Source organism: Plantibacter sp. VKM Ac-2876, from assembly GCF_015350715.1.
GTDB classification, from domain to species: domain Bacteria; phylum Actinomycetota; class Actinomycetes; order Actinomycetales; family Microbacteriaceae; genus Plantibacter; species Plantibacter auratus.
On sequence record NZ_JADKSI010000002.1, the window covers coordinates 388,905 to 415,133 of the forward strand.

Below are 26,229 nucleotides of genomic sequence, written 5' to 3' on the forward strand. Positions count from 1 at the left end.
GCATCATGAAGCCAGTTCAATATTCTGATGAATCGTAAGATCGTCTTATGATGGATTTCCACTTCGAGCAACTGCGGGCCTTCGTCGCCGCCGTCGACCACGGGACCTTCGAGTCGGCCGCCCGGGAGCTGATGATCACGCCGTCGGCGATCAGTCAACGGATCAAAGCGCTCGAGCAGAGTGTCGGACGGGTCCTCCTGCTCCGAACGAAACCGATCACCACCACCCCATCCGGCGAGATCGTGCTCCGCCTCGGTCGCGCGGTGCACCTGCTCGGTCACGACGCGGCGCTGGAGTTGCACGCCGACGACGCGCTTACGCCGGCCACCCCGGCGGTGATCCCGATCGTCGTGAACGCGGACTCCCTCGCCACCTGGCTGCTGCCGGTGCTGGCGGACGTCGCCGCCCGGGAGTCGGTCGTCTTCGACCTCGCTCGCGAGGACCAGGACCATTCGACGGACCTCCTCCGTGCGGGCAGCGTTATGGCCGCGGTAACCTCGAACGCCGAGCCCGTCCAGGGGTGTACGGTGCGGCTCCTCGGTCGGATGCGCTACCGACCGATGGCGTCACCCGCGTTCGCGACGCGCTGGTTCGAGGACGGTGCGACCGCTCAGGCGCTCACCGCCGCGCCGGTCGTCGTCTTCGATCGGAAGGACGATCTCCAGGACGCCTACCTCCGACGACGGGGCGTCGACCCCGCCGAGCCGCCGCGACACCATGTTCCGGCCTCGGCGGACTTCGCGACCGCCGTCGGCCTCGGTCTCGGCTGGGGCATGCTCCCGGACGCGCAGTCCGACGCGCCGCTGCGCAAGGGCGAGCTCGTCGTGCTCGACGAGACGGGCGGCGTCGACGTCCCGCTGTTCTGGCAGCAGTGGCGACTCCACTCCCGGCTGCTCGAGCTCGTCACGGCGGCGGTGGTCGACGCGGCCCGATCCACGCTGCACTGAACGACTGCCGAGAGGTCCCGGAGAAGGTGCACCGGGCACGCACGACGGTGCAAGGATGGAGCAATGGATATCGCGTACACAGCAGTTGCCCATGCCACCGGAGGCGGACGAGACGGACACGTCCGCAGTGAGGACGACCTCCTCGACTTCGACACCCGTCCCCCGAAGGAACTCGGCGGCAGCGGCGAGGGCACCAACCCCGAGCAGTTGTTCGCCGCCGGCTTCGCCGCGTGCTTCCTCAGCGCCCTCCACGCCGTCGGGCGCACCGCGAAGCTCGACACGAAGGACGCCGAGGTGTCGGCGAGCGTCGGCATCGGATCGAACGGTGAGGGCGGTTTCGGCCTGGCCGTCGAGCTCGACGTCTACGTGCCGAACGTGACGCACGACGAAGCCCAGCAGCTGGCCGACCAGGCGCACCAGGTGTGCCCCTACTCGAACGCCACACGCGGCAACATCGACGTGACGGTGTCGATCGTCGACTGACGAAGCTCCCGCCCGCAAGGGCTGTCGTTCGTCGTGTCCGCTGGTTACGCTGGCGGGCACGACGATCGAGAGGAAGCATCATGTCTGATTTCGGAGCGGTCGAAGGCATCCGAGACGAGGGCGCCGCAGCCATGCTGCCTGGGCTCCCGGACGCCGTGGTCGAGGACGAGGCGCTGGACGATGACGCGCCCACTGTGGACGCAGCGGACGAGTCCGGAACGGGTCTCGCCGGTTCAGGTGCCTGACGCGCGGATCGAGCTCAGCGCATCAGCGACGCGGCGATGACGCCGACGATGCCGAGTTGCAGTGCGAGCACGATGCCGATCGTGACGAAGAGCGTGCTCCAGAGGACGATGTTCCCCAGGAGGACGCCCACGAAGGCGCCGAATCGTCCGCGCGGTCGAGCCGTCGACCGCGCCACCTGAAGCCGCTCGGTCTGCGCGACCCGGGGCGTGGACAGGGTGAAGAGATTCGGGCTGGTGTCCAGGTGCGTGGTCATGCCACCAGTGTCCGTCGACACCCGGGGGCGGCACATCGGACGCAGGGGCGATCATCGTCCCCGCGGCGTCATCCTCTGAGCTGATCCTCCTCCGCCCGTGGGACGGTCGACCGTCCGCCGAACGGCGTGCCGGTCACACCTGCGTGAGTCGGATCCCCCAGGACAGCGACCACCGCTCGTCGGGCTCCAACCACCGGAGTCCGGTCCCGCTGTTCAGCGCGTCGGCGGGGGCCGTCATGGGCTCGATGGCGATGGCCTGCGTCGGTCCGTCTGCCGCCGGGAAGTTCTTCGGCGTGTAGACCTGGACGAACCGGAAGTCGTCGTCCGCCCAGAGTTCGACGGTGTCGCCGTCCGGTGCAGTGAGCCGGTGTCGGACGGCACCGTCGACCTGCTGGACCGAACCCAGGCCGACGTCGATCGAGAGGTCGCCCACGCGAGCACCCGAGCGCAGGTCGTACGGGGTCCCGTCGACGGGGCGGGAGGCGACCGGGATGCGCTGCTCGTCCGTCTCGAACCAGGTGTCGGCGGCCACCGTCACGGTGAGGTCGGCGGTCGGTACGTCGCCGAGCGCCAGGTAGGGGTGAGCGCCGACGGCGACCGGCGCGGGGCGACTCGACCGGTTCACGATGGTGTGGGTCACCCGGAGGCCGTCGTCGTCCAAGGTGTAGGCGACCGAGGTGTCGAGGCGGAACGGGTAGCCGTGCTGCGGGAACACCGAGGCGAGCAGGGTCACCGCGTGATCGGTGTGATCCCCCGCCCGGTATCCCGTGTTGCGCAGGAGACCATGGGAGGCGTTCCCGGTCGCCGCCTCGGTGACGTCGAGCTGCTGTGGTTCACCGTCGAGCGTCCACCGGGCATCCCGGACGCGGTTGGGCCACGGCACGAGCACCATCCCGCACCCCATCGGGGCGACGACGTCCTCACCGAATGACTGCACGAGGGTGCGTCCGCCGACGGTCAGTTCGCGCAGTCCGGCGGCGAGTTCGGTGACCGTCGCTCGCACCTCGCCCTGCGGACCGGCGCGGTGGAGACGGTACTGGGTTCCAGAGGCAGCGGGCATGCCGCCAAGCCTACGACGGACCTCCGCCAGGCGGGGTGGAGCCGTGTGACGCCGTCCACCGGTGGACTGCCTCGGCGATCCGGATCAGCCCGAGTTCGAGCTCGGCGAAGCCGGAGCTCAGGGGTGCGACCCCGATGCGGAGACCGTCCGGGTGCCGGAAGTCGGGGATCACACCAGCATTCCAGAGCAGCGGGGTGATCTCGCGGAACGACGGGTGACCGAGCGTCACATGACCACCGCGACGCGCCGCGTCACGAGGGGTCATCACCCTGACGCCGGAGCCTGCGAGGTGCTCGTCGGCCCAGGAGATCGCGAACGTGGTGAGCGCGACGGACTTCGCCCGGATGGCGGCGACCCCGGCGGACTCGATGAGCGTCAGCGAGTCCTCGAGCGGCAGCATGCCCACGATCGGCGGCGTCCCGCTGAGGAACCGGCGCATCCCGACGGCCGGCTGATAGGCGTCGGCCATGGCGAAGACGTCGGCGGCGCCCATCCACCCCTGGATGGGCTGGAGGAGCCGGTCCTGATGGCGCGCCGCGACGTAGGCGAACGCCGGAGCACCGGGCCCGCCACCGAGGTACTTGTAGGAGCAGCCCACCGCGAGGTCCACGCCCCACTCGTCGAGCTCGATCGGGACCGCACCGGCGGAGTGGCACAGGTCCCAGAGGACGAGTGCTCCCGCCTGATGCGCGATCGCGGTCAGCTCCTCGACGTCGAGCAGCGCTCCGGACCGGTAGTCGACCTGGCTGAGCACGACGAGTGCGGTCCGCTCGTGGACCACCTCGCGCAGCTGGTGCGCGGCGACACCGTGGACCGGGTCGGCGTCGATCCATCGGACGCGCAGACCCCGTTCAGCGGCGATCCCCTCGATCACGAAGCGGTCGGTCGGGAAGTTCCCCGCATCGATCACGAGCTCGTCGCGCGGAGCGGCCCCTCCGGCGGAGGACGTCGCGTCGACCGCCGCGCGGATCAGCTTGTACAGCAGCACGGTCGTCGAGTCGGCGACGACCGTCTGGCCGGGTGCGGCACCGAGCACGACCGATCCCAGGCGGTCGCCGAGCGTCAGCGGCAGCTCGAACCAGCGGTCGTCCCACGAGCGGATGAGCCTCGTCCCCCATTCCTCCGCGATGAACGACTGCAGCCGCTCCGCCGTGGCCCGCAACGGCCGCCCCAGGGAGTTCCCGTCGAGATAGGCGACGACGCCCTCGGCCGGGACGAAGGCCGCGCGGTGTCCCGCGAGCGGGTCGGTCTCGTCGAGGACGCGTGCGTCCTGGCGGGCGGACGTGGTGGGGATTGGGGCGGTGACCATCCTGTGACGGTAACCGCCACCGGTGCGTGCCGCAAGGAAGCGGACGGGACCCGGCTTGCTAGCGTTGCCGCATGCCCACCCTCCTGCACCTCGACTCCTCCGCCGATCTCGACACCTCCCGGTCCCGCCGGATCTCGCAGGCCGTCGTGGACGCCTGGTCGACCGCCGACCCCACCGGCGTCGTCGTCCGTCGCGACCTGCACCTGGATCCGGTCCCCCACCTCGCCGACGCGAGTCTCCACTGGGCGCCGACCGACCGCCGCCCCGGTGCGAACCCGCCCGCCGAAGCCGAGACGCTCCAGCGCGTCCTGCTCGACGAGCTGCTCGGTGCCGACATCGTCGTGATCGGCGCGCCGCTGTACAACTTCTCGATCCCGTCGTCGCTCAAAGCGTGGATCGACCACATCCACGTGCCGGGTGTCACCTCCGCGGACACGGGAGCGCTCGCCGGCCGGCCGGTCGTCATCGCCACCAGCCGTGGGATCGCCTACGACGCGGGCAGCCCGACCGAGGGTTGGGATCACGAGGTGCCGGCGCTGCGGACGCTGTTCGGCGGAGCCCTCGGCATGGACGTCCACGTCATCACGACGAGTCTGACCCTCGCCGACCGTGATCCGGCGCTCGCAGCGCAGCTCGAACGGAGCGAGCAGGAGTTCGCCGAGGCCCTCCGGCTGGCGTCCGAGACGGGACTGCGGCTGGCCGTCTCGACGGCCTGAAGCCGAGACGACGGGCGGACGGCGGATCCGACCCGTCTGATCCGGGCAGTGCTCCGAACTCCTGTCGAGCCACGATCAGGGAGTAGCACATGCCATCGAAGCACCAGACCGGCACCACACGGGGCGGACGACGTCTCGTCTGGTTCGCGGCAGCACTGTCCGGCATCGTCGCAGCAGCGGTGTTCCTCGCGATCGCCGAGCTGGCGGCGCTGTTGTTCGCCCGAGGCAGCAGTCCCCTCCTCACCGTCGGGTCGTTCGTCATCGACATCGTCCCGCGGTGGGCGAAGGAGTTCGCGATCGAGACCTTCGGCAGCAACGACAAGATCTTCCTGTTGGTGAGCCTCGGGGTCGCCGTCCTGATCGCCGCGGCGATCGCCGGAGTCCTGCAGCAGATCCGTCCACCGCTCGGGGTCGTGGTCCTCGTCGCGGCCGGCGTCTTCGCCGGTGCGACGACCGTCACCCGCGCCGGTGCCACTCCGCTCGCCGTCGTCCCGGTGATCCTCGGTCTGGCGGCCGGTGTCGTGATCCTCGTCCTCCTGAGTCGTCGCCTGCCGAAGCGGGCCGCGGACGGCTCGGACGACGAGCGCGCGGCGTTCGACCGCCGAGGCTTCTTCCGCGTGGCCGGCATCGCGGCGGCCGGTGCCGTCGTCGTCGGCGTGGGCGCACGCCTCGTGAACGTCACCACCTCGTCGATCACGGCCGTCCGTGACGCCCTCAAGCTCCCGGCGCCGAAGTCGACCGTCACGATCCCCGACGGAGCCGAGGCGGACGTCGACGGCCTCAGCCCGCTCTTCACACCGAACGACAAGTTCTACCGCGTCGACACCGCGCTGACCGTGCCGACGGTCGACCCGGCCACCTGGACGCTCACGATCGACGGCATGGTCGGCGAGCAGGTGCAGATCACCTTCGAGGAACTCCTCGCCATGGGTCTCGATGAATACGTCATCACCATGACCTGCGTCTCGAACGAGGTGGGCGGCAACCTCCTGGGCAACGCGAAGTGGCTCGGTATCCCCGTGCGCGACGTCCTCAAGCGGGCGATGCCGGACTCGAAGGCCGACATGGTCCTGTCCACGAGCGTCGACGGGTTCACGGCGAGCACGCCGCTCGAGTCGCTCACCGACCCGAACCTGGACGCGATCCTCGCCGTGGCGATGAACGGCGAGCCGCTGCCGCTCGAGCACGGTTTCCCCGTGCGCATGGTCGTCCCTGGCCTCTACGGCTACGTGTCGGCGACGAAGTGGCTGACGAAGCTGACGGTCACGACCTTCGAGAAGGACGAGGCCTACTGGACCCCGCGCGGCTACGACGCGAAGGCGCCCATCAAACTCTCCTCGCGGATCGACACGCCCCGGATCGACAAGCAGGTGCCGGCGGGTCCTGCCAAGATCGCGGGCGTCGCCTGGGCGCAGACCGTCGGGATCGCCAAGGTCGAGGTCAGCATCGACAACGGCGACTGGCAGAGCGTCAACCTCACGACCGCCATCAACGACGACACCTGGGTGCAGTGGTGGATGGACTGGGAGGCGACCGCCGGCACGCACTACGTCGCCGTCCGCGCGACCGATAAGGCCGGGAACCTCCAGATCGAGAAGCAGGCGCCGATCGCTCCCAACGGATCCTCCGGCTGGCAGCGGACGCTCGTCCGCGTCGGCTGACCGACCCGCGGCTGACCAGTGCCGGTCAGCCCTGGGTGTCGACCGGCTGCAGCTGGGCGATCTTCGGTTCGCGGCCGTCACCGGAGGAACGTCCGGTCAGGCGGCGCCCGATCCAGGGCAGCACGTGCTCGCGGTAATAGGCCGCGGTGCGACGTTGACGCGGACCGGGCGGCGCAGCAGCGACGTCGTCGATCCCCCACTCCTCCGGGACCGGCACGTCGAGCGCCGTCAGCACGTTGCTCGCCACCCGGGCATGGCCGAGGGCGTTGAGGTGCAGGCGGTCCACGGACCAGTACCGGAGGTCGGCGAGCGTCCGATCGGCCCAGTTGTCGACGAAGGTCACCCCGTCACGCGGATACCGCACCCGCACGGCCTGGGCCAGCTGCTCGCCGCGGCGGGCGAGGAGCGAACCCATCGGGATGTGCGCGGAAGGGTTCGCCCCGCTCAACAGCAGCACGTGGGCTCCCCCGGCACGCAGACGATCGACCGCACCGTCCAAGCGGTCGGCGACGCCGTCGATCGACACCCGCGGGCGCATGATGTCGTTGCCGCCGCCGTTGAAGCTGACGAGGTCCGGACCCATCGCGATCGCTCGATGGAGTTGTTCGTCGAGGATCGGCAGGAGCTTCCGCCCACGGATGGCGAGGTTCGCGTAGCTGACGGTCTCCGTGGACGCCCGGGCGAGGCCGAGGGCCACGAAGTCGGCCCACCCGCGAAGGGTGCCGTCCTCCCGGAGATCCCCGTAGCCCTCACTGAAGCTGTCGCCGATGGCCACGTACCGTCTGAACCCGTGCTGCGTCATACCTGCACTGTACGCGCGACCGGAAGCCGTCTCCGACCGGTCCGCTCAGGCCGGACGGGACTCCCCGTCCGCGGCCGGTCGCCAGCCGAGGGCGGGGCCGAGCGCGCCGGCGATGTCGGTGAGCAGCTGCGTGTAGTCGTCCGGTTCGAGCGTGAACGGGAGCGCGAAGGCGACCTCGTCGACCTCCTGGAATCCGGCGTGCTCGTGCAGCCGCTCCGCGATCTCCGCACTGCTGCCGACGAGGTCCTCCGCGAAGAGCATCCGCCGCGGGCCATGGGCGACACCGACCCGGTGCCGTCTCGAGTCGACGTACTCGTGGTACCGGGCTCGTTGGGACGCGGTCGCGGAGTCCGTCGGGATGACCACGAGCCCCTGTGACACGCGGGCCCGCTCACCCGCCGGGTGGAGTTCTCGGAACCGACGCACCTGGGCGGCCTGGTTCGCGGCGAAGTCGGTCGTGCCGTCCTCGGCGGCGATGACGCTGCTCGTGAGCAGGTTGAAGGACTGCTCACCGGCCCAACCGGCCGACCGCAGGCTGCCGGCTCCGTACCAGAGCCGCTCCGCCAGACCGTCGGCATGCGGCTCGACCCGTGAGGAGTAGTCCTCCTGGCCCTCACGACCGGCGGTGTCGCTGACGACGTCACCGCGGATGAAGGAGCGGAGGCGCAGGACACGGTCGTAGCCGAGGTCCTCCTGGTCGAGCGTCGACGGATAGATCGCGTGCTTGAACGCGTCGAAGCGCATCGGCTCCCCGGTGCTGAAGCCGGGAAGCAGCCTGCCGCCCGAGAGGACGTCGACCGTGCCCAGGTCCTCTGCGAGCCGGAAGGGGTTCTCCGCGCCGAGCGGTGTGACCGCGGTACCGAGCGCGATGCGCTTCGTGCGCTGCGTCGCCGCCGCGAGGACGGCGACCGGCGAGGAGATGCCGAACTGCAGGTGCCGGTGCCGCAACCAGGCGCTGTCGAACCCCAGGCGTTCACCGAGCTCGATGAGCTGCAGGGTCGCCTCGTGCCCGGCCGCCGGCTCCTCGGGGTCGAACAGGCCCATCGTGAGGAACCCGAGTCTGCGGAGCGGTGCTGAGGATCTGGCCATGCATCGACTCTACGACGCCGTTCCGACGCGACGACGCCGCAGGAGCTGGACGTGCCCGCGCCGCGGGTGTCAGCTCGGCGAGCCGGCCAGCACGGTGAACATGGCGCCGATGCTTCCGAGGATGAAGAGCATCGTTCCGAGCTGCATGGTCAGCGACTTGTTCCGGGACGCCGTCGGGACGTCCACCTCCAGGATCGGACAGCCGGACCAACCCAGCAGACCGATGCTCAAACCGACGATGACCGAGCAGCACCACCAGACCACGCGGAGTCCCTCGGCGAGGACCGCCGGTCGCCAACCTGAGCTGAGGAGGAGCCCGAGGACGATCGCGGTGCTCCCGACCGCGACGCCGAACCAGACGGTTCCGGTGCGCATGATGCGCTGGACGTTGTTCTCGGGTGACATGAGGTCCTGTGACACGTGGTGCGGCTTTCTCGAGGTTCCGATTCCTGACGCGGGCTGCATCCGGCCGTCATGGTCGCTCGCAGCCCCGAACAGGAGCATAGACCCGGTCGTGAGGCGCGACTCCCGTTCGACGGGGGCTTGCGCCGACGAGGGTCGCGACACAGACGAAGCCCATCGAGGATCCGTGACGGATCACGCAGACGGCGCCCGGGCCACCCACCGTGCCAGCGTCGCGAGCAGCGCACGGTGCTCCGCCGAGGCGTAGGACCGCCCGTCGTGTCCGAGTGCGTCGACGGCGACGCGCGAGGGCCCCACCTCGCGGACCCACACCGCAGGGAACCGCTCGCCGTCGACGTCGTGCTCGGCGACGGTGGTGCTCCGACCGACGGGTTGCAGCCGCAGGTACTGTTCGTCGTCCACCGGGATGTCGCCGAGCGCTCCGCCGTCGGGCGATGCCAGGCCGCGGACGACGGTCGGGCCCATCGGCGGATGCCAGGACACGCCGGGCAGCCACAGCGCCCCGATCGTCGGAGCCCAGTCCGGGTAGTCGCGGAGCGAGGCGAGCGCCGCATGCATCGCGAGGACACCGATCCCCCGACCGAGTGCCTCCGCGAAGCCGTCGATCGCGGCAGCAGGCGCTCGGCCCTGATCCTCGGACCGCCACGGGTCGCCGGCGTTGACCACCAGGAGCTCCACGCCCTCGAGTCGCGTCATCGCACGGTCGACGTCCTCGTCGATCTCGACCGCGAAGCCGGCCGTCTCCAGGACCTCCGCGATGAGCGGGCTCGTCTGCGCGTACGGGTGCCACGGATCCGCGTACCGACCGCTCCCCGATGCGATGAGTGCTTTCACGGTTCCCCCTCGTCCGATCCGTCTGCGCCGGCCAGCGTGTCCGCGGCCGACCTCCCCCAGGGTACGGGGCCTCCCCCGACGGCGGCGTCGCCGGCCGATTGTGTCCGCGCATGTCGTCGTCACCTGCGCCCGTCCCGGTCCCGACCGTAGAGTGCCTGTCACCGACGCCGGGGTGTCGACGACGGCCGAGCTGACGGAGAGGACGAGGCGATGTACGAGCGGGACCGAGGGGGCTTCAGCACCCGACAGCTGCACGCCGGTGGTGCACCCGACGCGCCGCTCCAGCCGCGGGCACTGCCGATCTACGCGAGTGCCGGGTTCGTGTTCACGGACTTCGACGAGGCGGAGCGGCGGTTCGGTCCGGACCCTGGTGGATACAGCTACAGCCGGGTCGGCAATCCGACGATCGACGCCGTCGAGCGCCGTCTCGCCGCACTGGAGGGCGGTGTGGACGCGCTACTCCTCGGCTCCGGACAGGCGGCCGTCGGCGTCGCCCTGCTCTCACTGCTCGAGACCGGCGACCACCTGCTCACCGCGCCGAGTCTGTACGAGGGCTCGCGCAGCCTCTTCACGGAGAACTTCGGCCGGCTGGGAATCATGACGAGCGAGGTCGCCGATCCGCTCGACGCCGACGCCTGGGCGCGCGCCATCCGACCCGAGACGCGCGCGATCTTCGTCGAGTCCATCCCGAACCCCCGCAACGACCTCACGGACCTCCGTCTCGTCGCCGACGTCGCCCACGCGCACGGGGTCCCGCTCGTCGTCGACAACACCTTCGCCACGCCCTACCTCCTGCGTCCCATCGAGCACGGCGCCGACATCGTCGTCCATTCGGCCAGCAAGTTCCTGGCGGGCCACGGCACCGTGCTGGGCGGGGTCGTCATCGACGGCGGCACGTTCGACTGGACCGCTCGCGCAGACCGCTACCGACACCTCACCTCGCCGCTCGCCGCGCTCGGCGGGCTCAGCCACGTCGAGGCGGACGGGCGTGCCGCTCTCGCCGCATACGCACGGGCATCGGTCGCGCTGCGTCTCGGCCCGACGCCGTCGCCGTTCAACGCGTTCCTCATCGCACAGGGCATCGAGACGCTGTCACTCCGCGTCCAACGGCAGAGCGAGAACGCCCTCGCCCTCGCGACGTGGCTGGCGGGACGGACCGAAGTGGCCTCGGTCGACTACTCGGGGCTCAGCGACAGTCCGTTCCGAGGCCTGGCGGATCGGTACCTGCCGGATGGACAGGGATCGGTGTTCTCGTTCACCCTGCACGGCGGACGGGACGCAGCACGGACGGTCATCGACCACGTCGGCCTGTTCACGCGGATGACGAACCTCGGTGACGTCCGGTCGCTGATCCTCCACCCGGCCTCGACCACGCACGCCCAGCGTTCGGCCGAGCAGCTCGCGGCGAGCGGCATCGGCCAAGGACTCGTGCGGATCTCCGTCGGCATCGAAGACGTCGCCGACCTCATCGCGGACCTCGCCTCGGCGTTCGACGCGCTCCCGGTCCGGGAACCGTCGACGAGCACCGGCACGAGCGTCACGGCGGACGAGGCGGTCGCCGCATGAGCGCCCGGCAACGCTTCGGCTGGTTCCTGTCGCGTGGGTTCGGTCCGCACGGTTGGGGGCATCCGTACCTCGACTGGGACTACCGCTGGCAGGAGCCCGCGCTCTACCAGCAGGCCGTCCGCGAGCTCGAGCAGGCGGGCCTGGACCTCCTGATCATCGAGGACGCCCTCTCGCTGGGGAACCCCGAGACGCTCGACCTCCGCATCCGCGGCGCCTACGGCGGGCCGAAGCACGACCCGCTGAGCCTCGCCCCGTTCCTCTTCGCGGTGACGGAGCGCATCGGCATCATCCCGACCGTGAACCCGTTGCAACTGCCGCCGTACCAGGCTGCACGGCAGTTCGCGACCCTGCAGCACCTCAGCCGCGGACGGTTCGGGGTGAACGTGGTGACCGACGTCGGCAGCAGCCGTCACTTCGGCGAGCCGGTCGTGCCGCACGACATCGCCTACGAACGGGCGGAGGAGTGGCTGGACGGCGTGCGCGCGCTCTGGCGGAGCTGGCGACCTGGCGCGTACGTGGGCGACACCGCCTCCGGACGCTTCGCCGACGGCCGCCACCTCGACCGCGTCGAGCATCGCGGCGCACACTACGACTTCGACGGGCCACTCAACGCCCTCCCCTTCGACGAGGACTCCGGTGGGGAGCCCGTCATCGTGTCGCCGGGCTCCTCGCCGCGGGGGCTCGCCTTCACCGGACGACAGTCGGACGTCCAGCTCGCCCTTGCACCGCTCGACATCGCGAGCCTCCGTGCGTACCGGAGGCGGGTCCTCGACGCGTCGGCTGCCGTCGGTCGGGACACCCCTCCCGCGATCCTGTTCGTGTTCAAGCCCGTCATCGTGTCGAGCAGTGCCGAGGCCGACCGTCTCGTCGCCGCTTCGGAACAGCCGGACGATGAGACGCTGCGCTCTGTCGCACTCGCGTGGTCGAGCGACCTGGAGACGGACCTCACCGCGCTCGACCTCGACCGACCGGTGGACCCGGCCGTCTTCGGCGACCACGTGTCGCGCGGCAGCCTCGACGCGTTGCGCGGCCAGCACGAGTCCTTCGCGGCAGCGACGCTCCGGGAGCTGCTCGTGCCGAAGGCACGACTCGGGCGGATCACCGACGGCAGCGGTGTCGTCGGCACGGCGGCCGAGGTGGCCGACCACATCGAACGCGCCGGCAGTGAAGCGGACAACGACGGGTTCATCTTCTCGGGTGACCTCCACCCGGTGACGGTGCACCGCATGCTCGACGAACTCGTACCGCTCCTCCGGCGCCGCGGGATCCTTCAGCGTCCGAAGGTCGACGCACCGCGCGGACTCCGGAGCTCGTTGCAGACCCCCTGAAGGATCGCGTCGTCAGCGGATCGTGTTCAGGGCTGCTCGTGGTTCGGGCAGGTCCAACTCCCCGCGGGCGACGAGCGAACGGAGGGACTCGAGGACCGCCTCCGTCGAGGTGTAGGCGGGCTCGTATCCGAGCAGCGACCGTGCCTTGTCGATCGACGCGCAATGGCTCCGCACCAGGTGCTCCCAGGTGGTGTCGGCGTGCTCCGTCGGTGTCTCGGCTCGGAAGTGCTCCCAGGTCACCGACTCGAGCTCGGCCGAGCGTCCGAACCAGCCGGCGACGACGTCGGCGTAGCCACGGACGGTCACCGCGGCGGCTGACGTCACGTTGAGGTCCTCGCCGGCGACACGATCCCGGTTCGCGACGGCGAGCTCGAACGCCTGCGCGACGTCGTCGGCGTGCACGTGGTGCAGCAGCTCGGCACCGAGTCCGGGGACGCGCAGCGGTGAACCGAGTGCGAGGGTCCGCCAGACCCCGGGGTCGAGGTTGCCAAGCGGGTTGATGGGCGCCCACCCAGGTCCGACGATGTGCCCGGGATGCAGGGAGGTCGTCACCAGTCCTCCGTCGGCGGTCTCCTGCTGGAGCAGCCGGGCGATCTGGTCCTTCTGGACGCCGTAGTCGCCGAACGGCGCCGTCCCGGAGCCCTCGACGATGGGGACGGACGCGCTGGGACCGTAGCGCCAGATCGATCCGCAGTGGAGCAGCTGGCCAGTGTTGCCGCGCAGTCCCTCGACGAGTGCCGTCGCCGAGGCGACCGTGAAGCAGACCAGATCGATGACGACGTCCGGACCGAGGTTCGCGATGTGTCGCGCGAAGACACCGTCCCGGTCCTCGGCCTCCCGATCGGCCCGGACCCGCTCGACCTGGTCCCACTCGAGAACCTCCGTGTACGGCGACCGATCCCCGCGGCTCACGCTCACGACCTCGTGGCCGGCCCGGACGAGTCGCGGGACGAGGAAGGAGCCGATGTGGCCGGTCCCGCCGATGACGACGATGCGCATGGTGTTCCTCCGTTCGCGCACGACGACGGCGTCGACGGGTGCGCTCTCCGGGAACGCTAATGGACCGGACCGTCCGACGCACGCCCTTGCGGGAGGCGATGGTGTGACCCGCTAGTCGTCGGAGGGACGTCGCCGTTGCTGTTTGGTGGCGCTCCGCTGCTGTTTCGCTGCGAGGTGGCGTCGCGCCGATCCGCGGGTCGGCCGCGTGGGCCGGCGCGTCGGCGCCGGCGGCGCGAGGGCCGACCTGATGCGTGTCGCGAGCGCTTCGAGTGCGAGTTCGCGGTTGCGGAGCTGCGATCGCTCGCGGGAGACGGTCACGGTGATGGCACCGCCGACCAGCCGGGCGCCGAGCCGCTCGAGCAGTCGGTCTCGTTGCTCGTCGGTGAGGACGGTCGACTCGGCCACACTCCACGTCAACTGGACACGGCTGTCGGAGGTGTTCACGTGCTGTCCGCCCGGGCCGGACGACCGGGAGAAACGCCACTGCAGCTCGGCTGCTGGGATCGTCAGTCCGGGCGACACCTCGAGGTCCATGGGGAAAGCGTCTCACGAACCCGCGGCACGGCTCGCGTCCACCGCTGGTTCCGAGCCGGTGCCTCCTATCCTTGACGCTGTGAACGATGCACCAGCCGAACGCGGACGTCGACGCGCAGCCGTCGTCGTCAATCCCTCCAAGGTCGACATCAAGGTCCTCCGCTCGGTGGTCGCAGCCGCTGAATCGACGCACGGACTGGCACCCTCCACCTGGCACGAGACGAGCGCGGACGACGACGGCCGGGGTGCGTCCGCGGCCGCGATCGCCGCGTCACCCTCGGTCATCCTGGTCGCGGGAGGCGATGGGACACTGCGGGTCGTCGCCGAGGCCATCGCATCCACCGGCATCCCCCTCGGGCTGGTCCCGGCCGGAACGGGGAACCTCTTCGCCCGAGCGCTCGGCCTGCCGTTGGGCGACCTCAAGCGGTCGGTCGACATCGCCTGTTCAGGGCGTGACCAGGTGGTCGACGTCGGTCAGGTCAGTCTCGGGCGCAGCGACGGCACGAACCGGGACGAGGTCTTCCTCGTCATGGCCGGCATCGGCCTGGACGCACACATGGCCGGCCACACAAATGAGCGGCTGAAGCGACGGATCGGCTGGCTCGCCTACTCCGATCCGATCGCGCGGAGCATCATCGGCAACCGGCAGTTCGACCTGCACTATCGACTCGACGACCGTCCGGAGGCGGCTGCCCGAGCGCACACGATCATCGTCGGGAACTCCGGAACGCTCACCGGTGGGGTCCTGCTGCTCCCCGAGGCCGTCGTGGACGACGGCCTGCTCGATGCCGTCATGCTGCGCCCTGGCAAGGGTCCGGGTTGGGGGAACATCGGCTACCGCCTGACGTTCAACCGGATGCTGCACCGCACGCGGTTCGGCCGGTTGGTCGGACGATTCTCGCCGAAGGCACGCGCGATCAGCTACGCACAGGCGCGGACGATGCACCTCAGACTCGAGGAGCCGCAGGAGATACAACTGGACGGCGACTCGCACGGTTCGGTGATCTCGGTCTCGCTGACGAACCTGCACCATGCCCTGATCGTCCGGGTTCCGAGCGGCCCGGCTGCGCGCCCCGGCGGGCGCTGACCACCGGCTACGACGCCGCGTCGGTGGGAGCGGCCTCGGGGTCGATCGACGCCGCGAGCCGGTCGATCCGCTCGAGGGCGCGGTCGAACACGGGGACGAGTTCCCACAGGCGCGGCTCGTCGGCGCGGATCTCCTCGAGGGAGCCGTGTGCGCTGCGGACCGAACCGAGATCGAAGCTGACGTTGGTCCGCGCTCCCGTGATCGCGGCGCGGAGTGCGCCGATCGCCACCGCCACGTCGGCGATCAGCGCCGGGTTGCCGTGCTCGGTCAGCCAGGCGAGATCGTCGATCGCGTCGACGGCATGCTCCCCCAGCCGCGCGGAGGCCGCGGCCGCCTCGATGGACGCAGCACGGATCGCCTCGTCGCGCTCGACGCCGGCCGGCAGATGGAAGGCACTGCCGAACGCCCGCGAGGCATGGGCGTCCTCGTCGGCCAGACGCAGCGCCAGTTCGGAGCGTGCCTCAGCGCGAGCGCGGAGTGCGGCGATCGTCGCCTCGGCCTCGGTCGTGTCCCGCCCGCTCGCGTCCTCGGTGGCGTGCGTGGCTCGGGTGTAGCCGGCGACCATCGCGGTGAGGCCGGCGGCGATCGCCAGCATGAGTCCGGATGCGGCCCCGCCGCCGGGGTTCCCGGTGGCCGTGCCGAGCGCCTGCATCCACGTCGACACGCTCGAGTGCTCCGTCGACACCTCGTCGGTGTCCGATGATCCCGTCATGGCGACCATTCTCCCGCGTCCGCGTCAGCTCGAGGCGCGGACGATGAGTTCGGTCGGGAACTCCGCCCGGTCCCCCGGGTCCGTCCCGGGCTCCGCCTCGAGGACGAGCTGGACCGCACGCGCGGCCATCGCGCGCATCGGCTGTCGCACGGTCGTCATCGGCGGCGGCATCAACCTGGACTGCGGGAGATCGTCGAAGCCGACGACCCGGATGTCGTCGGGGATGCGGAGCTGCAGCTCCTCAGCGGCGCGGTAGACGCCGTAGGCCATCTCGTCGTTGCAGCTGAAGACGCCGATCGGGAGCCCGCCCTGCCTGAGCAGCTTGCGCACGGAGACGAAGGCGCTCTCCGAGGACCACGGCGACGAGATCTCCTCGACCGTCGCTCCGGCGGCGTGCCTTTCGACCGCAGCTCGGAAACCTGCCTCCCTCGCACGACCGAACCGGTACTTCGGCCGGCCGGTGATGATGAGGAACCGACGTGTCCCCCGCCGGGCGAGATGCCGACCCGCGTCGAAGCCGCCCTGCCAGTCGGTGGACCCGACGCTCGGCAGACTCCGCGCCGGCTCCGCACGCGGATCGAGGAGCGCGACGGGGATGTTGGCCGAGGCGAGGATGTCGAGCTGGGAGACGTTGGGACGGATGAGGCACACGACGACACCGGCCGATCCCCGCGCACGTGCCCGACTGGGCCAGTCGTCGACCATCGACTCGCTCTCCGGCGTGAGCACCAGGTCGTAGTTCGCCGCAGCGGCCGCCCGCCGCACACTCGTCACGACCGTGTTCGCCCAGGGGTCGTCCCACTGACTCATCGCCAGGTCGAGCAGGCGCGGGACCGAGCGAGGTCGGCCGCGCCGTTGTGCTGCGCGGTCGTAGCCGAGGTCGTGCGCTGCGGCGAGGATGCGGTCCCGGGTGTCCGGGGATGCATGGCGCTTCCCGGCGAGCACCCGGGAGACGAGCGAGACCGAGCACCCCGACCTCGCGGCGACGTCCGCGAGCGTCACGCTGAGATCGTCCCGCTCCGGCGTCGTCGTCATGACTCCATCGTCCCGCATCCCGGGGTGCTGCGCGTGCCCGCCCCGGTGGTCAGGCGCCCTCAGCGGTCAGCACTCGGAGCTCGGTGCATCGCGGGGTCTCGCGATCCGGCTGCGCGACGAGCGCGAACCGCCGGACACCCCACCCGGCGCTGGTGGGCGTCAGCGGGTACTCCGCCCACTCCAGGTCGTCGTCTCGCCCGCCCTCCTGCGGAGCGACCGGGGTGCCGTCGATCTCCAGGGTGAAACCGCGGCCCGCCTGGTCGTGCAGCCAGGTCACTCTGACGACCCGGCCGAGGAGATGCGGGTCGACGAGCGTCACGGACAGACGATCGGCCGTGCTCCGCCAGCGGACACCACGCACCGCGCCGCTGGCGCTGGCCACCCCCTCGAACCCGTGATCCGCCTCGGGCTGCTGCTCGCCCAGAGCGACCCGGTCGACCGTCCGTCCGTCGATGCTCGCGGCGCGTCGGTCCCGCTCGACCAAGGCGGTGCGGCGCCGAGCGACGGCGTCCTCGTCCGCCGTCGACGCCACGGGGAACGTGACGGTGTACCGCGCGTCGTGCAGGCCGGCGAAGGGTTCCAACCGGATCGGTCCTCGGTCGGAGTCGATCCGGAGTCGCCCGTCGGCGTCCCGGTAGGGCACGGCCGACCGCGGGACGATCGGTGCCGAGGCGAGCGGGGTGAGCGGGCCGACGGCGGTATGCGGGGCGTGGGCGCGGCCGGCCAACACCACGTCGGTCGGCAGCGACTCGCCACGGGCGGCCAGGACGGACGGACCCCAGAGGAGCGAGGTCCAGTTCGAGCCGTCCGGGTACGGTTCCGCACGACCGCCCATGGGGAGCTCGAACGACACGGTGTCGCCGTCGCTCCACTCGCGATCCACGACGAGATGGCCGCGTTCGAGTCCGGCGGTCACCGGAGCGCCGTTGACGAACAACTCGGGTGTCGGAACACTCCACCCGGGGACTCGGACGCGGAGCCGGAACCGCCGCGGACCGGCGAGCCCGAGGGTGAGTCCGACCACGCCGTCGGAGGGGAAGGCCGTCCGTTGCTCCAGCTCGAGACCGAGTTCCGGGATCCGCACGACGGAGGGCGCGAAGAGCTCGACCGACACCGTGTCGTCGTCGAACCGGTACAGCGACTCGCCGTGTTTCGCGTGGCTCTCCAGACCAGTCCCGACGCAGCACCAGAAGCTGTGCTCCGGCGAGGAGTAGACGCGGTAGTGGTCGGGTCGCATCGAGGTGAAGTACACGAGCCCACCGTGCTCGGGGTGCTGCGATGACAGGAGGTGGTTGAAGAGGATCCGTTCGAGCGCGTCGGCGATCGCCGGGTCGGACTCGTCGGCACTGAGCCGTCGGCCCAGCTTGATCAGGTTGTAGCTGTTGCAGGTCTCCGGGCCCTCCCGGTCCTCGGTCATCGGGGTGAAGTCGTCGATGGCATGGAAGTGCTCCCGGACACTGTTGCCGCCGATCGCGACCGTGCGCCGCGTCAGGATCGTCTCCCAGGCGAACCGGGCCGCGCGGGCGAGGGCCGGATCAGCACCCCGAGCGGCGAGGGCGGCGAACCCGACGAACTGCGGGATGCGGGTGTTGGCATGCAGGCCGGTCAGTTCGTCGGACCGGCGCGACAGCGGTTCGCTGAGGGCAGTGGCGGTGAAGCGGGTTGCCATCGCAAGATGGCGAGGGTCGCCCGTGAGGTCGAAGAGGTCGACGTACGCCTCGTTCATCCCGCCGATCTCGGTCTCGAGCATGAGCTGGAAGTGCTCGTCGTCGATCCCGGCGGCGAGCTCCTCCCACCAGGTGGCGAGGCGCAGGACGACATCGCGTGCCATGTGGTTCCCGGTCAATCGGGCCGCGTCGATGAGACCGGCGTACAGCTTGTGCAGGTTGTACCAGGGCACCCAGCGGCCGGCGCGGAACGTCGATTCGGTGATCCCCGCTGCGACCTCGGCCCAGAGCTCGGCACTCCGAGGGACTCCACCGACGTATCCGGTCCCCAGATGATCCTGCGCGCGGGCCAGTTCGGCGACCGTGTACTCCAGTCGGGAGCGCAGGACGTCGTCGCCGGTGGAGGCGACCATCAGGGAGCAGGCAGAGAGGTAGTGTCCGGCGGTATGGCCATCGAGTCCGCGCACCTCCCAGTCGTCGTAGGACGGAGCCCGGGGCTCCAGGCCCGCCTCACGGAGGAACGGGGCGAGCAGACGATCGGGTTCGAGGACTCGCAGGTAGGCACGGTCGGCCTCCTGCGCCTGGAACAGCGGCCCACCCGTGAGCGTGACCTGGGAGATCGGGACGAACGGCATGGTCAGGCCTTACTCGCGACCGCGTCGACACGCCGCCAGTCCACGCGGAGCTCGCGCGGCCCGACCAGCTCCCGCCTGCTGCCGGCCACCTCGATCGTGTGGGTGAGCGGACGCTCGAGTGCCGACGGCCCGGCGGACAGGACGTACGTCCCCGGTTCGACCACCCGACGGCCGTCGACCCCGGTGAAGGACAAGCGGTCGGCCGACACCGAGAAACGCACCGTGGCCGGCGTCCCGGCAGCGACCGTGAGGCGTGCGAACGCGAGCAGCTCGACCGACGGGCGCACGACCGAGGCCACCGGATCCGTGCCGTAGAGCTGGATCACCTCGACGGCGTCCTCGACACCCATGTTCTCGACGGTGACGTCGACGAGGACCTCACCGTCGACGGCGAGCTCCGCTGCACTCGTGAGCGATCGGTAGCGGACGTCCCCGGCGGTGAGGCCGTGACCGAACGGGAAGAGCGGCGTGGGGTCGAGCACGCTGATCCCGCGGGACGCCAGACCGAGCGGCGGCTGCAGGTAGGTGCCCGGCATGGCCGGTGAACGAGGGATCTGCACCGGGAGCCGTCCGCTCGGCCGAACGCGGCCGGACAGCAGCCCCGCGACGGCCGCCGCGCCCTCCTGGCCGGGGAAGAAGGCCTGGACCAGTGCATCGGCCCGGTCGTAGTCCCCCAGCGCGTAGGGTCGCCCGGACAGCACGGTCAGGACGACAGGCGTCCCGGTCGCGAGGACGGCGAGCACGAGGTCGTGCTGGCCCCCGGGGAGGCGCAGGTCCTCGGCGTCGCAGCCTTCTCCCGACGTGCCATCGCCGAACAGGCCCGCGATGTCACCCACGGCCAGCACGACGACGTCGGCCGAACGGGCGGCCTCGACCGCGGCCGGAACGTCCTCCCGACCGGTTTGGGTGATGCTGCATCCCGGTTCGACGACGATGTCAGCCGCGGGGAACTCGGTACGAACCGCGTCCAGGATCGTCGGGATGCTGATGCCGAGATCGTGCCCGGGGTGTTTCGACAGCACGTGGTTGGGGAACGCGTAGCAGCCCACGAGACTGCGGAACTGGTCGGCCGCCGGCCCGATCACGGCGATGCGCGCGGTGGTCCGGAGCGGGAGAACTGTGCGGTTCCTGAGGAGGACGACCGACTCCTCGGCCAGACGCGTCGCGATGGCTCGGTTGCCGGGGCTGTCGAGATCGGTCGATGCGGCGTGCTCCGGCACGAGCGGGCCCCCGTCGAGCAGGCCGAGCTCGATCTTCTGCCGCAAGTGCCGGAGCACGGCTCGGTCGACCAGCCGCCCGTCGAGCGCCCCGTCCTGGACGAGCCTGACGAGGCCGGCGCCGTAGCCGGCGGTCTCCGGGAGCTCGACGTCGATCCCGGCGGTGAGGGCGAGCGCGCCGGCTTCCGCCGCACCACTCGCGACGTGGTGCATGGTCGCGAGGAACGGGATCGCCCAGTAGTCGGCGACGACGGTGCCGTCGAAACCCCAGTCGTCGCGCAGGATGTCGGTGAGCAATTCGACACTGGCACCGGCGGGGACGCCGTCGAGATCGGTGTAGGCGTTCATCACGCTTCGCGCTCCCCCGAGTCGGATCGCCGTCTCGAACGGCGGCAGGACGACATCGGCGAGTTCACGCCGACCCATACTCACCGGGGCATGGTTCTTCGCACTTCGGGACGCGGCGTAGCCGGCGAAGTGCTTGAGCGTCGCCACGACCCCGGACCGCTCGAGCCCACGCACGTACGCGGCGCCGAGCTGGCCGACGAGGTAGGGGTCCTCCCCCAGCGTCTCCTCGACCCGGCCCCAGCGGTAGTCCCGGACGACGTCGAGGACCGGCGCGAGTCCCTGATGGACACCGACCGAACGGAGGTCGTCTCCGATCGCCTCAGCCATCCGCTCCACGAGCTCCTCGTCGAACGAGGCGGCCCAGGCGAGCGGCGTCGGAAAGGCGGTCGCACCGTACGCGGCGAACCCTGTCAGACACTCCTCGTGCGCGATCGCGGGGATGCCGAACCGGTTGCCGGCCACGACCTGCCGTTGCCGTTCCCGCAGGCGATCGACGCCCTCGGCCACCGTCACCGGTTCGGTCCCGAAGATGCGCGTCAACTGCCCGAGGCCACCCGTGAAGTCACCGGTGGGCGCCGATGTCGGCGCAGCCGGGTCGTCGGAGCCGTCCACGCTCGGCGCGAAGTCGCCCGCCGTGTCGGTGAACCAGACCGAACCGAGCTGACCGACCTTCTCCTCGAGGGTCATCTCATCGAGGAGTGCTCGCGCCCGCTCGTCGGGTGACGCCCGTCGGTCGTTCCAGACGCCGCGGACGATGCCCGACGTGGTCGGCGTGACGCCGTCGTGTTGCAGGGTCATCCCTTGAACGCTCCGTCCATGATCCCCGTCACCATGCGCTTGCCGACGAAGATGAACGCGATGAGCAGCGGGATGGTGGCCAGGAACGACCCGGCCATCGCCAGGCCGAGGTCGATCGACCGCTGCGACTGCAGGGCCTTGATCGCGATCTGGACCGTGTACATCTCCGGCGACTTCAGGACGATGAACGGCCAGAGGAAGTCGTTCCACGATCCGACGAAGCCGAGCAGTCCCAGGACGAACGCCGCCGGTCGGATGACCGGGAAGACGATCCGCCAGAAGATCTGCCAGGTGTTGGCACCATCGAGTCTCGCCGCTTGGAGCAGCTCGTCGCTCACGGAACTCGAGATGTGCTGACGCATCCAGAAGATGCCGAACGCGCTCGCGAGGCCGGGGACGATGAGTGCCTGCAGGGTGTCCACCCAGTCGAGCGCGGAGATGATCAGGTACTGCGGGATCACGCTCAACTGCGTCGGCACGGTCATGGTGAGGACCACGAGGATGAACAGCGCATTGCGGCCGCGGAACTCCAGTTTCGCGAAGGCGAACCCGGCCAGGGCGCAGAGCAGGGCCGATCCGACGCCGATCGACAGCGCGACGATGAGACTGTTGATCATCGATTGGATGAACGGCACGGTCTCGAGCACGAGCCCCACGAGGTGGAACAGGTTGTCGCCCGGGTACAGCCGCGGTGGCAGGGTGGTCGCCGTCGCCGAGTCCGTGGTCGCGACGACGAACATGAAGTACAGCGGGAACATGCTCACGACGACGGCGCACACGAGGAGGACGTAGGTGTACCAGGGGATGCGACCGATGCGGCCGCCGTTCCGTTTCCGGCCGGCGGAGGTCGCGCTCGCCATCAGCTGGGTGGAGTTGAGCGTCTCGGACATCAGCGTCCTCCTCGGGTGCGGGTGGACAGGAAGAAGTTCAGCAGGGCGACGAGGACGACGATCACGAACAGCGCGACGCCGATCGCCGAGCCGTATCCGAACTCGAACTGGCCGAAGCCCTGCTCGTAGAGGAACAGCGTGAGCGTCTGGCACTGTCGTGCCGCACCGCAGGTGAGGCCGGTGGCCGGGTTCACCAGCAGTGGTTCGGTGAACACCTGGAGCCCGCCGATCGTCGAGGTGACGATCGTGAACACGATGATGGGACGCAACGACGGGATGGTGATGTAGACGAACTGCTTCCAACCGCCGGCACCGTCGACGGCGGCCGCCTCGTACACGTCGCGAGGGATCGCCTGCAGTGCCGCCAGGTAGAGCAGCGTCGTGTAGCCCGTCCACCGCCAGACGACCATGAGCGCGACGAGGAACCACGAGCCGACCTTGTCGTTGAGGAAGTCGACGTGATCACCGCCGAAGAAGCTGATGAGGTAGTTGAAGAGCCCGTAGTCACGGTCGAACAGCTGGGCGAACACGATCGTGGTCGCGGCGACCGAGGTGATGTACGGCACGAGCATCGCCATCCGGAACCCGGTGGCGAAGCGCAGGCGGACGTGGTTCAGCAGATGGGCGAGGCCCAGGGCGATGACCAGCTGCGGCACCGTGGAGATGATGAAGATCGCGAAGGTGTTGAGCATCGCGTTCCAGAACCGCGGGTCGGCCGCGAGCCTGGTGAAGTTGTCGAAGCCGATGAAGGTCTGCTGACCGATCGGGTTCCAGTCGAAGAGGGACACCACGAAGGTGAACAGGAGCGGGATCAGGCCGAAGACGGCGAAGATCAGGAAGAACGGGGCGATGTAGACGTAGGGGGCGAAGCGTTCCGGCAGGGTGTTGCGGATCCGCGTCCCGATACCGGGTGGCGACTGTTTCGGCAGCAGCCGAGGTGGGGCGATGTGCGTGGTCACGATGATCCTTCAGGGGCGTTCCGGCGTGTTGCTCGGCCGGAACGCCCCGGGTCGGAGCGGACGGGTGGACTGGGTCGTCGGGTCAGCCGCCGAGGGCGTCCTTCACAGCCTTCATCGCGACGTCCCAGGCCTTGTCCGGTGGGGTGTTGCCGGCTTCGACGTCCGTCACGGTGTTGATCATCGCGGAGCCGATCGTCGCCGTCTCCGGACCGTTGAAGAACGGCTTGAACTCCTGCAAGGACTTGCCGAGCACGGCACCGATCTTCGAGTCGCCGAAGAACGGGTCGGTGTAGTCGGCGATCGCCGTGGACTCGTACGCGGAGACCGTGCTGGGCAGGGCGCCGGTGTCGGTGAAGTTCTGCAGCTGCGACTCGGGTGACTGCATCTCCTTGATGTAGGCCCACGCCGCCTCCGGGTTCGCCGCGCGTTTCGGGATGGCGAGGTAGCTGCCACCCCAGTTGCCGGCGACCTTGGGCACCGTCGTCACGCGCCACTGGCCCGAGGTGTCGGGCGCATCCGTCTTGATGCTCTTCAGCATCCAGGAGGGAGCTGCCATCGCGGCGAAGGCGCCGTTGGTCTTGCCGGTGCTCCAGCCGGTGGAGAAGGCGGGGACGTTCGCGGTGATGCCGGCCTCGATCGCCTTGATCGAGATGTCGAACGCCTCCTTCACCTGCGGATTCGTGTCGTACACGAGCTCACCCTCGGGCGTGTAGTACTTCTCGTCGACCTGGTTCACGGTCTGGAAGAAGACCGAGGTGCCGGCGTTGTCGAGGAACGGCTTCCCGGTGGCGGCGACGTACTGCTGGCCGACGGAGATGAAGTCGTCCCAGGTGGGCCAGAGCGCCGCGACCGCGTCCGGTTCCGACGGCAGGCCGGCGGCCTCGAAGAGGTCGGCGCGGTACGCCATCGACATCCCGCCCACATCGGTCGGTACCCCGATGACGGCGTCGTTCTGGGCCACGGCCTGGTCCCAGACCCACGGCAGGTAGTCCCCGGAGATGTCGTCGGCACCCATCGTGCTCAGGTCGACGAAGTTGTCGGGGTTCGCGACGAAGTTGGGCATGTCGTCCCCCTGGATGAGGACCAGGTCGGGGACCTTACCGCCGGCCAACGCTGCGGTGAGCGCCTGGGCGGTCTCCTGCGTGCTGCCGACCTCGGTGAGTTTGACAGTGATGTCGGGGTGCGCTTCCTTGTACTTCTCGACATCGGCCTTCTGGTTGATGCCCGTGAAGGACCAGAACTGGAAGGTCTTGTCATCGCCGCCGCCGGACCCGGAACAACCGGTGACCAGGGCGCCGACCATGACGGCGACGGTTGCTGCTGCTGCAAGACGGAATTTCACTGGAAATCCCCCTCCTATGCGGGATCGTGTTCCGCGGTGTCGCGCTACGTTGCGGTCACCGGCCGGAGATCGCTCTCCGGCTCGCGCCGATGTCGACTGGATCGGGGAGCATCCGGACCGTTCGGGCGTGGTGATCACCATAGGCAGCGGGGTTCCGGGGCGCCAGGGCAATATTGCGCAACTCGGAGACCGCTCTCTCGGATTCTGCGATGCTCGTTGCCAGACCACCGGCAGGTGGACGATCGCAAAGGAGCGAGGATGCGCAAACCGACCCTGGTCGACGTCGCCCGAGAGGCCGGCGTCTCCCGAGCGACCGCGTCGCGGGTCCTCGCCGGTGCCTCGACGGTCGACGCCTCGATGGTCGTCGCAGTGCGCGAAGCGGCCGCGAGACTGGCCTACCGCACGAACGTCGCAGCCCGGTCGCTCGCCGGAGGCAGGACGGGCGCCGTCGCGATCGTCCTCGCGGCGGGCGAGCTCGAACCGTTCTCCGGATCGTTCGTCGCGGCACCGCTGAAGGGCGCCACCGCCGCGCTCCTGTCGGCAGCCCAGCAGCCCGCGCTCTTCCTCGCCGACCCGCGCCAACTCGACGCGCTCGTCGCCTACCTGGCGGCGCACTACGTGGACGGGGCGGTGGTGATCCTGCAGCACGAGATCAGCACCATCACCCAGGCGCTCGCCTCGGTGGACCTCCCCATCGTCTTCGTCGGCCGCCCGATGGGTGAGCACACGGAGGACGTCACCTTCGTCGACTCCGACAACTACGCCGGCGGTCGGCTCGCGGCCGAACACCTGATCGCGCTCGGCCGCACGCGGATCGGCGTCATCTCGGGCCCCGCCGACATGGCCGCGTCCAGCGACCGTGTCCGAGGCTGGCGAGACGTCCTCACCGAACGCGGCCTCGACACCCGTGCGGTCGCCCGAGGCGACTTCACCATGCCGAGCGGGTCGTCGGCCATGGCACGGTTGCTCTCCCGGTACCCGGACCTCGACGCCGTCTTCGCGGGCTCCGACCTCATGGCGGTCGGCGCGATGCGCGTCCTCGAGGCCAGTGGCCGGACGGTCCCGGACGACATCGCGCTCGTCGGATTCGACGACACGGTCGTCGCGGCAACCGCGGAGCCACCGCTGACCTCGGTCCGTCAGCCGTTGGAGCAGATGGGCAGGGTCGCCGCGGAACTCGTCATGGAGCTCATCGCCGGCCGGACGACCGCTCCGCGCTGGCTCGACACCACGCTCGTCGTCCGGGACTCAGCCTGACCTTCGGCCCACCGGCCGTCATACCCGCCTCA

At 70.0% G+C, this 26,229-nt stretch carries 25 protein-coding genes; 9 read left to right on the forward strand and 16 right to left on the reverse strand.

Annotation, left to right across the window (positions count from 1 at the left end; all coding sequences use genetic code 11):
• The first annotated feature begins 47 nt into the window (after nt 1–47).
• The 3 genes from ITJ62_RS08195 to ITJ62_RS08205 all read left to right on the forward strand — a co-directional run bounded on the left by ITJ62_RS08195 (nt 48) and on the right by ITJ62_RS08205 (nt 1,675).
• Nucleotides 48–947 (forward strand): LysR family transcriptional regulator ArgP, encoded by a 900-nt coding sequence (locus tag ITJ62_RS08195; RefSeq protein WP_194600832.1) that lies wholly within the window; start codon nt 48–50, stop codon nt 945–947.
• 63 nt (nt 948–1,010) lie between these two features.
• The gene (locus ITJ62_RS08200; RefSeq protein ID WP_064293757.1) at nt 1,011–1,430 is read left to right on the forward strand and encodes an organic hydroperoxide resistance protein; all 420 of its coding nucleotides are present in this window, start codon (nt 1,011–1,013) and stop codon (nt 1,428–1,430) included.
• A gap of 80 nt (nt 1,431–1,510) precedes the next feature.
• The gene (locus ITJ62_RS08205) at nt 1,511–1,675 is read left to right on the forward strand and encodes a hypothetical protein (RefSeq protein WP_194600836.1); all 165 of its coding nucleotides are present in this window, start codon (nt 1,511–1,513) and stop codon (nt 1,673–1,675) included.
• 14 nt (nt 1,676–1,689) lie between these two features.
• Here ITJ62_RS08205 and ITJ62_RS08210 read toward each other — a convergent pair whose 3' ends face one another.
• From ITJ62_RS08210 to ITJ62_RS08220, 3 genes are all read right to left on the reverse strand, one after another.
• Nucleotides 1,690–1,929: a hypothetical protein gene (locus tag ITJ62_RS08210; RefSeq protein WP_194600839.1), complete on the reverse strand. Its 240-nt coding sequence runs from the start codon at nt 1,927–1,929 to the stop codon at nt 1,690–1,692.
• Nucleotides 1,930–2,062: 133 nt separating this feature from the next.
• On the reverse strand, nt 2,063–2,989 hold the full coding sequence (locus ITJ62_RS08215; protein WP_194600842.1) for an aldose 1-epimerase family protein: 927 nt from the start codon (nt 2,987–2,989) through the stop codon (nt 2,063–2,065).
• 10 nt (nt 2,990–2,999) lie between these two features.
• The gene (locus ITJ62_RS08220) at nt 3,000–4,298 is read right to left on the reverse strand and encodes a kynureninase (RefSeq protein ID WP_194600845.1); all 1,299 of its coding nucleotides are present in this window, start codon (nt 4,296–4,298) and stop codon (nt 3,000–3,002) included.
• A 71-nt stretch (nt 4,299–4,369) separates the two neighbouring features.
• Here ITJ62_RS08220 and ITJ62_RS08225 point away from each other — a divergent pair, with 71 nt between their 5' ends.
• Nucleotides 4,370–5,014: an FMN-dependent NADH-azoreductase gene (locus ITJ62_RS08225; protein ID WP_194600848.1), complete on the forward strand. Its 645-nt coding sequence runs from the start codon at nt 4,370–4,372 to the stop codon at nt 5,012–5,014.
• Between the two features lie 89 nt (nt 5,015–5,103).
• Complete coding sequence (locus tag ITJ62_RS08230) at nt 5,104–6,675, forward strand: molybdopterin-dependent oxidoreductase (RefSeq protein WP_194600851.1); 1,572 nt, start codon at nt 5,104–5,106, stop codon at nt 6,673–6,675.
• A 25-nt stretch (nt 6,676–6,700) separates the two neighbouring features.
• On the opposite strand, the gene ITJ62_RS08235 is transcribed toward ITJ62_RS08230, so the two are convergent.
• From ITJ62_RS08235 to ITJ62_RS08250, 4 genes are all read right to left on the reverse strand, one after another.
• A complete protein-coding gene (locus tag ITJ62_RS08235) occupies nt 6,701–7,477 on the reverse strand; it encodes an SGNH/GDSL hydrolase family protein (protein ID WP_194600854.1) in 777 nt (258 codons plus the stop codon).
• A gap of 45 nt (nt 7,478–7,522) precedes the next feature.
• A complete protein-coding gene (locus tag ITJ62_RS08240; protein WP_194600857.1) occupies nt 7,523–8,566 on the reverse strand; it encodes an LLM class flavin-dependent oxidoreductase in 1,044 nt (347 codons plus the stop codon).
• Between the two features lie 69 nt (nt 8,567–8,635).
• The gene (locus ITJ62_RS08245; RefSeq protein ID WP_064293749.1) at nt 8,636–8,986 is read right to left on the reverse strand and encodes a hypothetical protein; all 351 of its coding nucleotides are present in this window, start codon (nt 8,984–8,986) and stop codon (nt 8,636–8,638) included.
• Nucleotides 8,987–9,163: 177 nt separating this feature from the next.
• Nucleotides 9,164–9,823: a ThuA domain-containing protein gene (locus tag ITJ62_RS08250; protein WP_194600860.1), complete on the reverse strand. Its 660-nt coding sequence runs from the start codon at nt 9,821–9,823 to the stop codon at nt 9,164–9,166.
• Between the two features lie 210 nt (nt 9,824–10,033).
• Between ITJ62_RS08250 and ITJ62_RS08255 the strand changes: the two genes are divergently transcribed.
• Nucleotides 10,034–11,389 (forward strand): O-acetylhomoserine aminocarboxypropyltransferase/cysteine synthase family protein, encoded by a 1,356-nt coding sequence (locus ITJ62_RS08255; RefSeq protein ID WP_194600863.1) that lies wholly within the window; start codon nt 10,034–10,036, stop codon nt 11,387–11,389.
• Nucleotides 11,386–12,717 (forward strand): LLM class flavin-dependent oxidoreductase, encoded by a 1,332-nt coding sequence (locus ITJ62_RS08260; RefSeq protein ID WP_194600866.1) that lies wholly within the window; start codon nt 11,386–11,388, stop codon nt 12,715–12,717. The genes ITJ62_RS08255 and ITJ62_RS08260 overlap by 4 nt, the downstream gene beginning before the upstream one ends.
• Nucleotides 12,718–12,729: 12 nt before the next feature.
• Here ITJ62_RS08260 and ITJ62_RS08265 read toward each other — a convergent pair whose 3' ends face one another.
• Nucleotides 12,730–13,716: an NAD(P)-dependent oxidoreductase gene (locus ITJ62_RS08265; RefSeq protein WP_194600869.1), complete on the reverse strand. Its 987-nt coding sequence runs from the start codon at nt 13,714–13,716 to the stop codon at nt 12,730–12,732.
• Between the two features lie 111 nt (nt 13,717–13,827).
• Entirely contained in the window at nt 13,828–14,250 is a 423-nt protein-coding gene (gene arfB, locus ITJ62_RS08270) for an alternative ribosome rescue aminoacyl-tRNA hydrolase ArfB (RefSeq protein WP_159878673.1), read from the reverse strand.
• Between the two features lie 79 nt (nt 14,251–14,329).
• Here arfB and ITJ62_RS08275 point away from each other — a divergent pair, with 79 nt between their 5' ends.
• Nucleotides 14,330–15,337: a diacylglycerol kinase family protein gene (locus ITJ62_RS08275; protein ID WP_370581868.1), complete on the forward strand. Its 1,008-nt coding sequence runs from the start codon at nt 14,330–14,332 to the stop codon at nt 15,335–15,337.
• A gap of 7 nt (nt 15,338–15,344) precedes the next feature.
• On the opposite strand, the gene ITJ62_RS08280 is transcribed toward ITJ62_RS08275, so the two are convergent.
• From ITJ62_RS08280 to ITJ62_RS08310, 7 genes are all read right to left on the reverse strand, one after another.
• Complete coding sequence (locus tag ITJ62_RS08280) at nt 15,345–16,049, reverse strand: cyclodeaminase/cyclohydrolase family protein (protein ID WP_194600876.1); 705 nt, start codon at nt 16,047–16,049, stop codon at nt 15,345–15,347.
• Between the two features lie 24 nt (nt 16,050–16,073).
• The gene (locus ITJ62_RS08285) at nt 16,074–17,084 is read right to left on the reverse strand and encodes a LacI family DNA-binding transcriptional regulator (RefSeq protein WP_194600878.1); all 1,011 of its coding nucleotides are present in this window, start codon (nt 17,082–17,084) and stop codon (nt 16,074–16,076) included.
• A gap of 49 nt (nt 17,085–17,133) precedes the next feature.
• The gene (locus tag ITJ62_RS08290; protein ID WP_194600881.1) at nt 17,134–19,386 is read right to left on the reverse strand and encodes a glycoside hydrolase family 127 protein; all 2,253 of its coding nucleotides are present in this window, start codon (nt 19,384–19,386) and stop codon (nt 17,134–17,136) included.
• Nucleotides 19,387–19,388: 2 nt separating this feature from the next.
• Nucleotides 19,389–21,749: a beta-glucosidase gene (locus ITJ62_RS08295; RefSeq protein ID WP_194600884.1), complete on the reverse strand. Its 2,361-nt coding sequence runs from the start codon at nt 21,747–21,749 to the stop codon at nt 19,389–19,391.
• Nucleotides 21,746–22,639, reverse strand: coding sequence for a carbohydrate ABC transporter permease (locus ITJ62_RS08300; RefSeq protein ID WP_079002436.1), 894 nt, complete (start codon nt 22,637–22,639; stop codon nt 21,746–21,748). Before ITJ62_RS08300 ends, ITJ62_RS08295 begins: the two co-directional genes overlap by 4 nt.
• Complete coding sequence (locus tag ITJ62_RS08305; RefSeq protein WP_079705845.1) at nt 22,639–23,598, reverse strand: carbohydrate ABC transporter permease; 960 nt, start codon at nt 23,596–23,598, stop codon at nt 22,639–22,641. Before ITJ62_RS08305 ends, ITJ62_RS08300 begins: the two co-directional genes overlap by 1 nt.
• A gap of 82 nt (nt 23,599–23,680) precedes the next feature.
• Nucleotides 23,681–24,940, reverse strand: coding sequence for an ABC transporter substrate-binding protein (locus ITJ62_RS08310; RefSeq protein WP_167374535.1), 1,260 nt, complete (start codon nt 24,938–24,940; stop codon nt 23,681–23,683).
• Between the two features lie 258 nt (nt 24,941–25,198).
• On the opposite strand from ITJ62_RS08310, the gene ITJ62_RS08315 reads away from it, so the two are divergent.
• Nucleotides 25,199–26,197 (forward strand): LacI family DNA-binding transcriptional regulator, encoded by a 999-nt coding sequence (locus ITJ62_RS08315; protein ID WP_124769272.1) that lies wholly within the window; start codon nt 25,199–25,201, stop codon nt 26,195–26,197.
• Nucleotides 26,198–26,229: the final 32 nt, after the last annotated feature.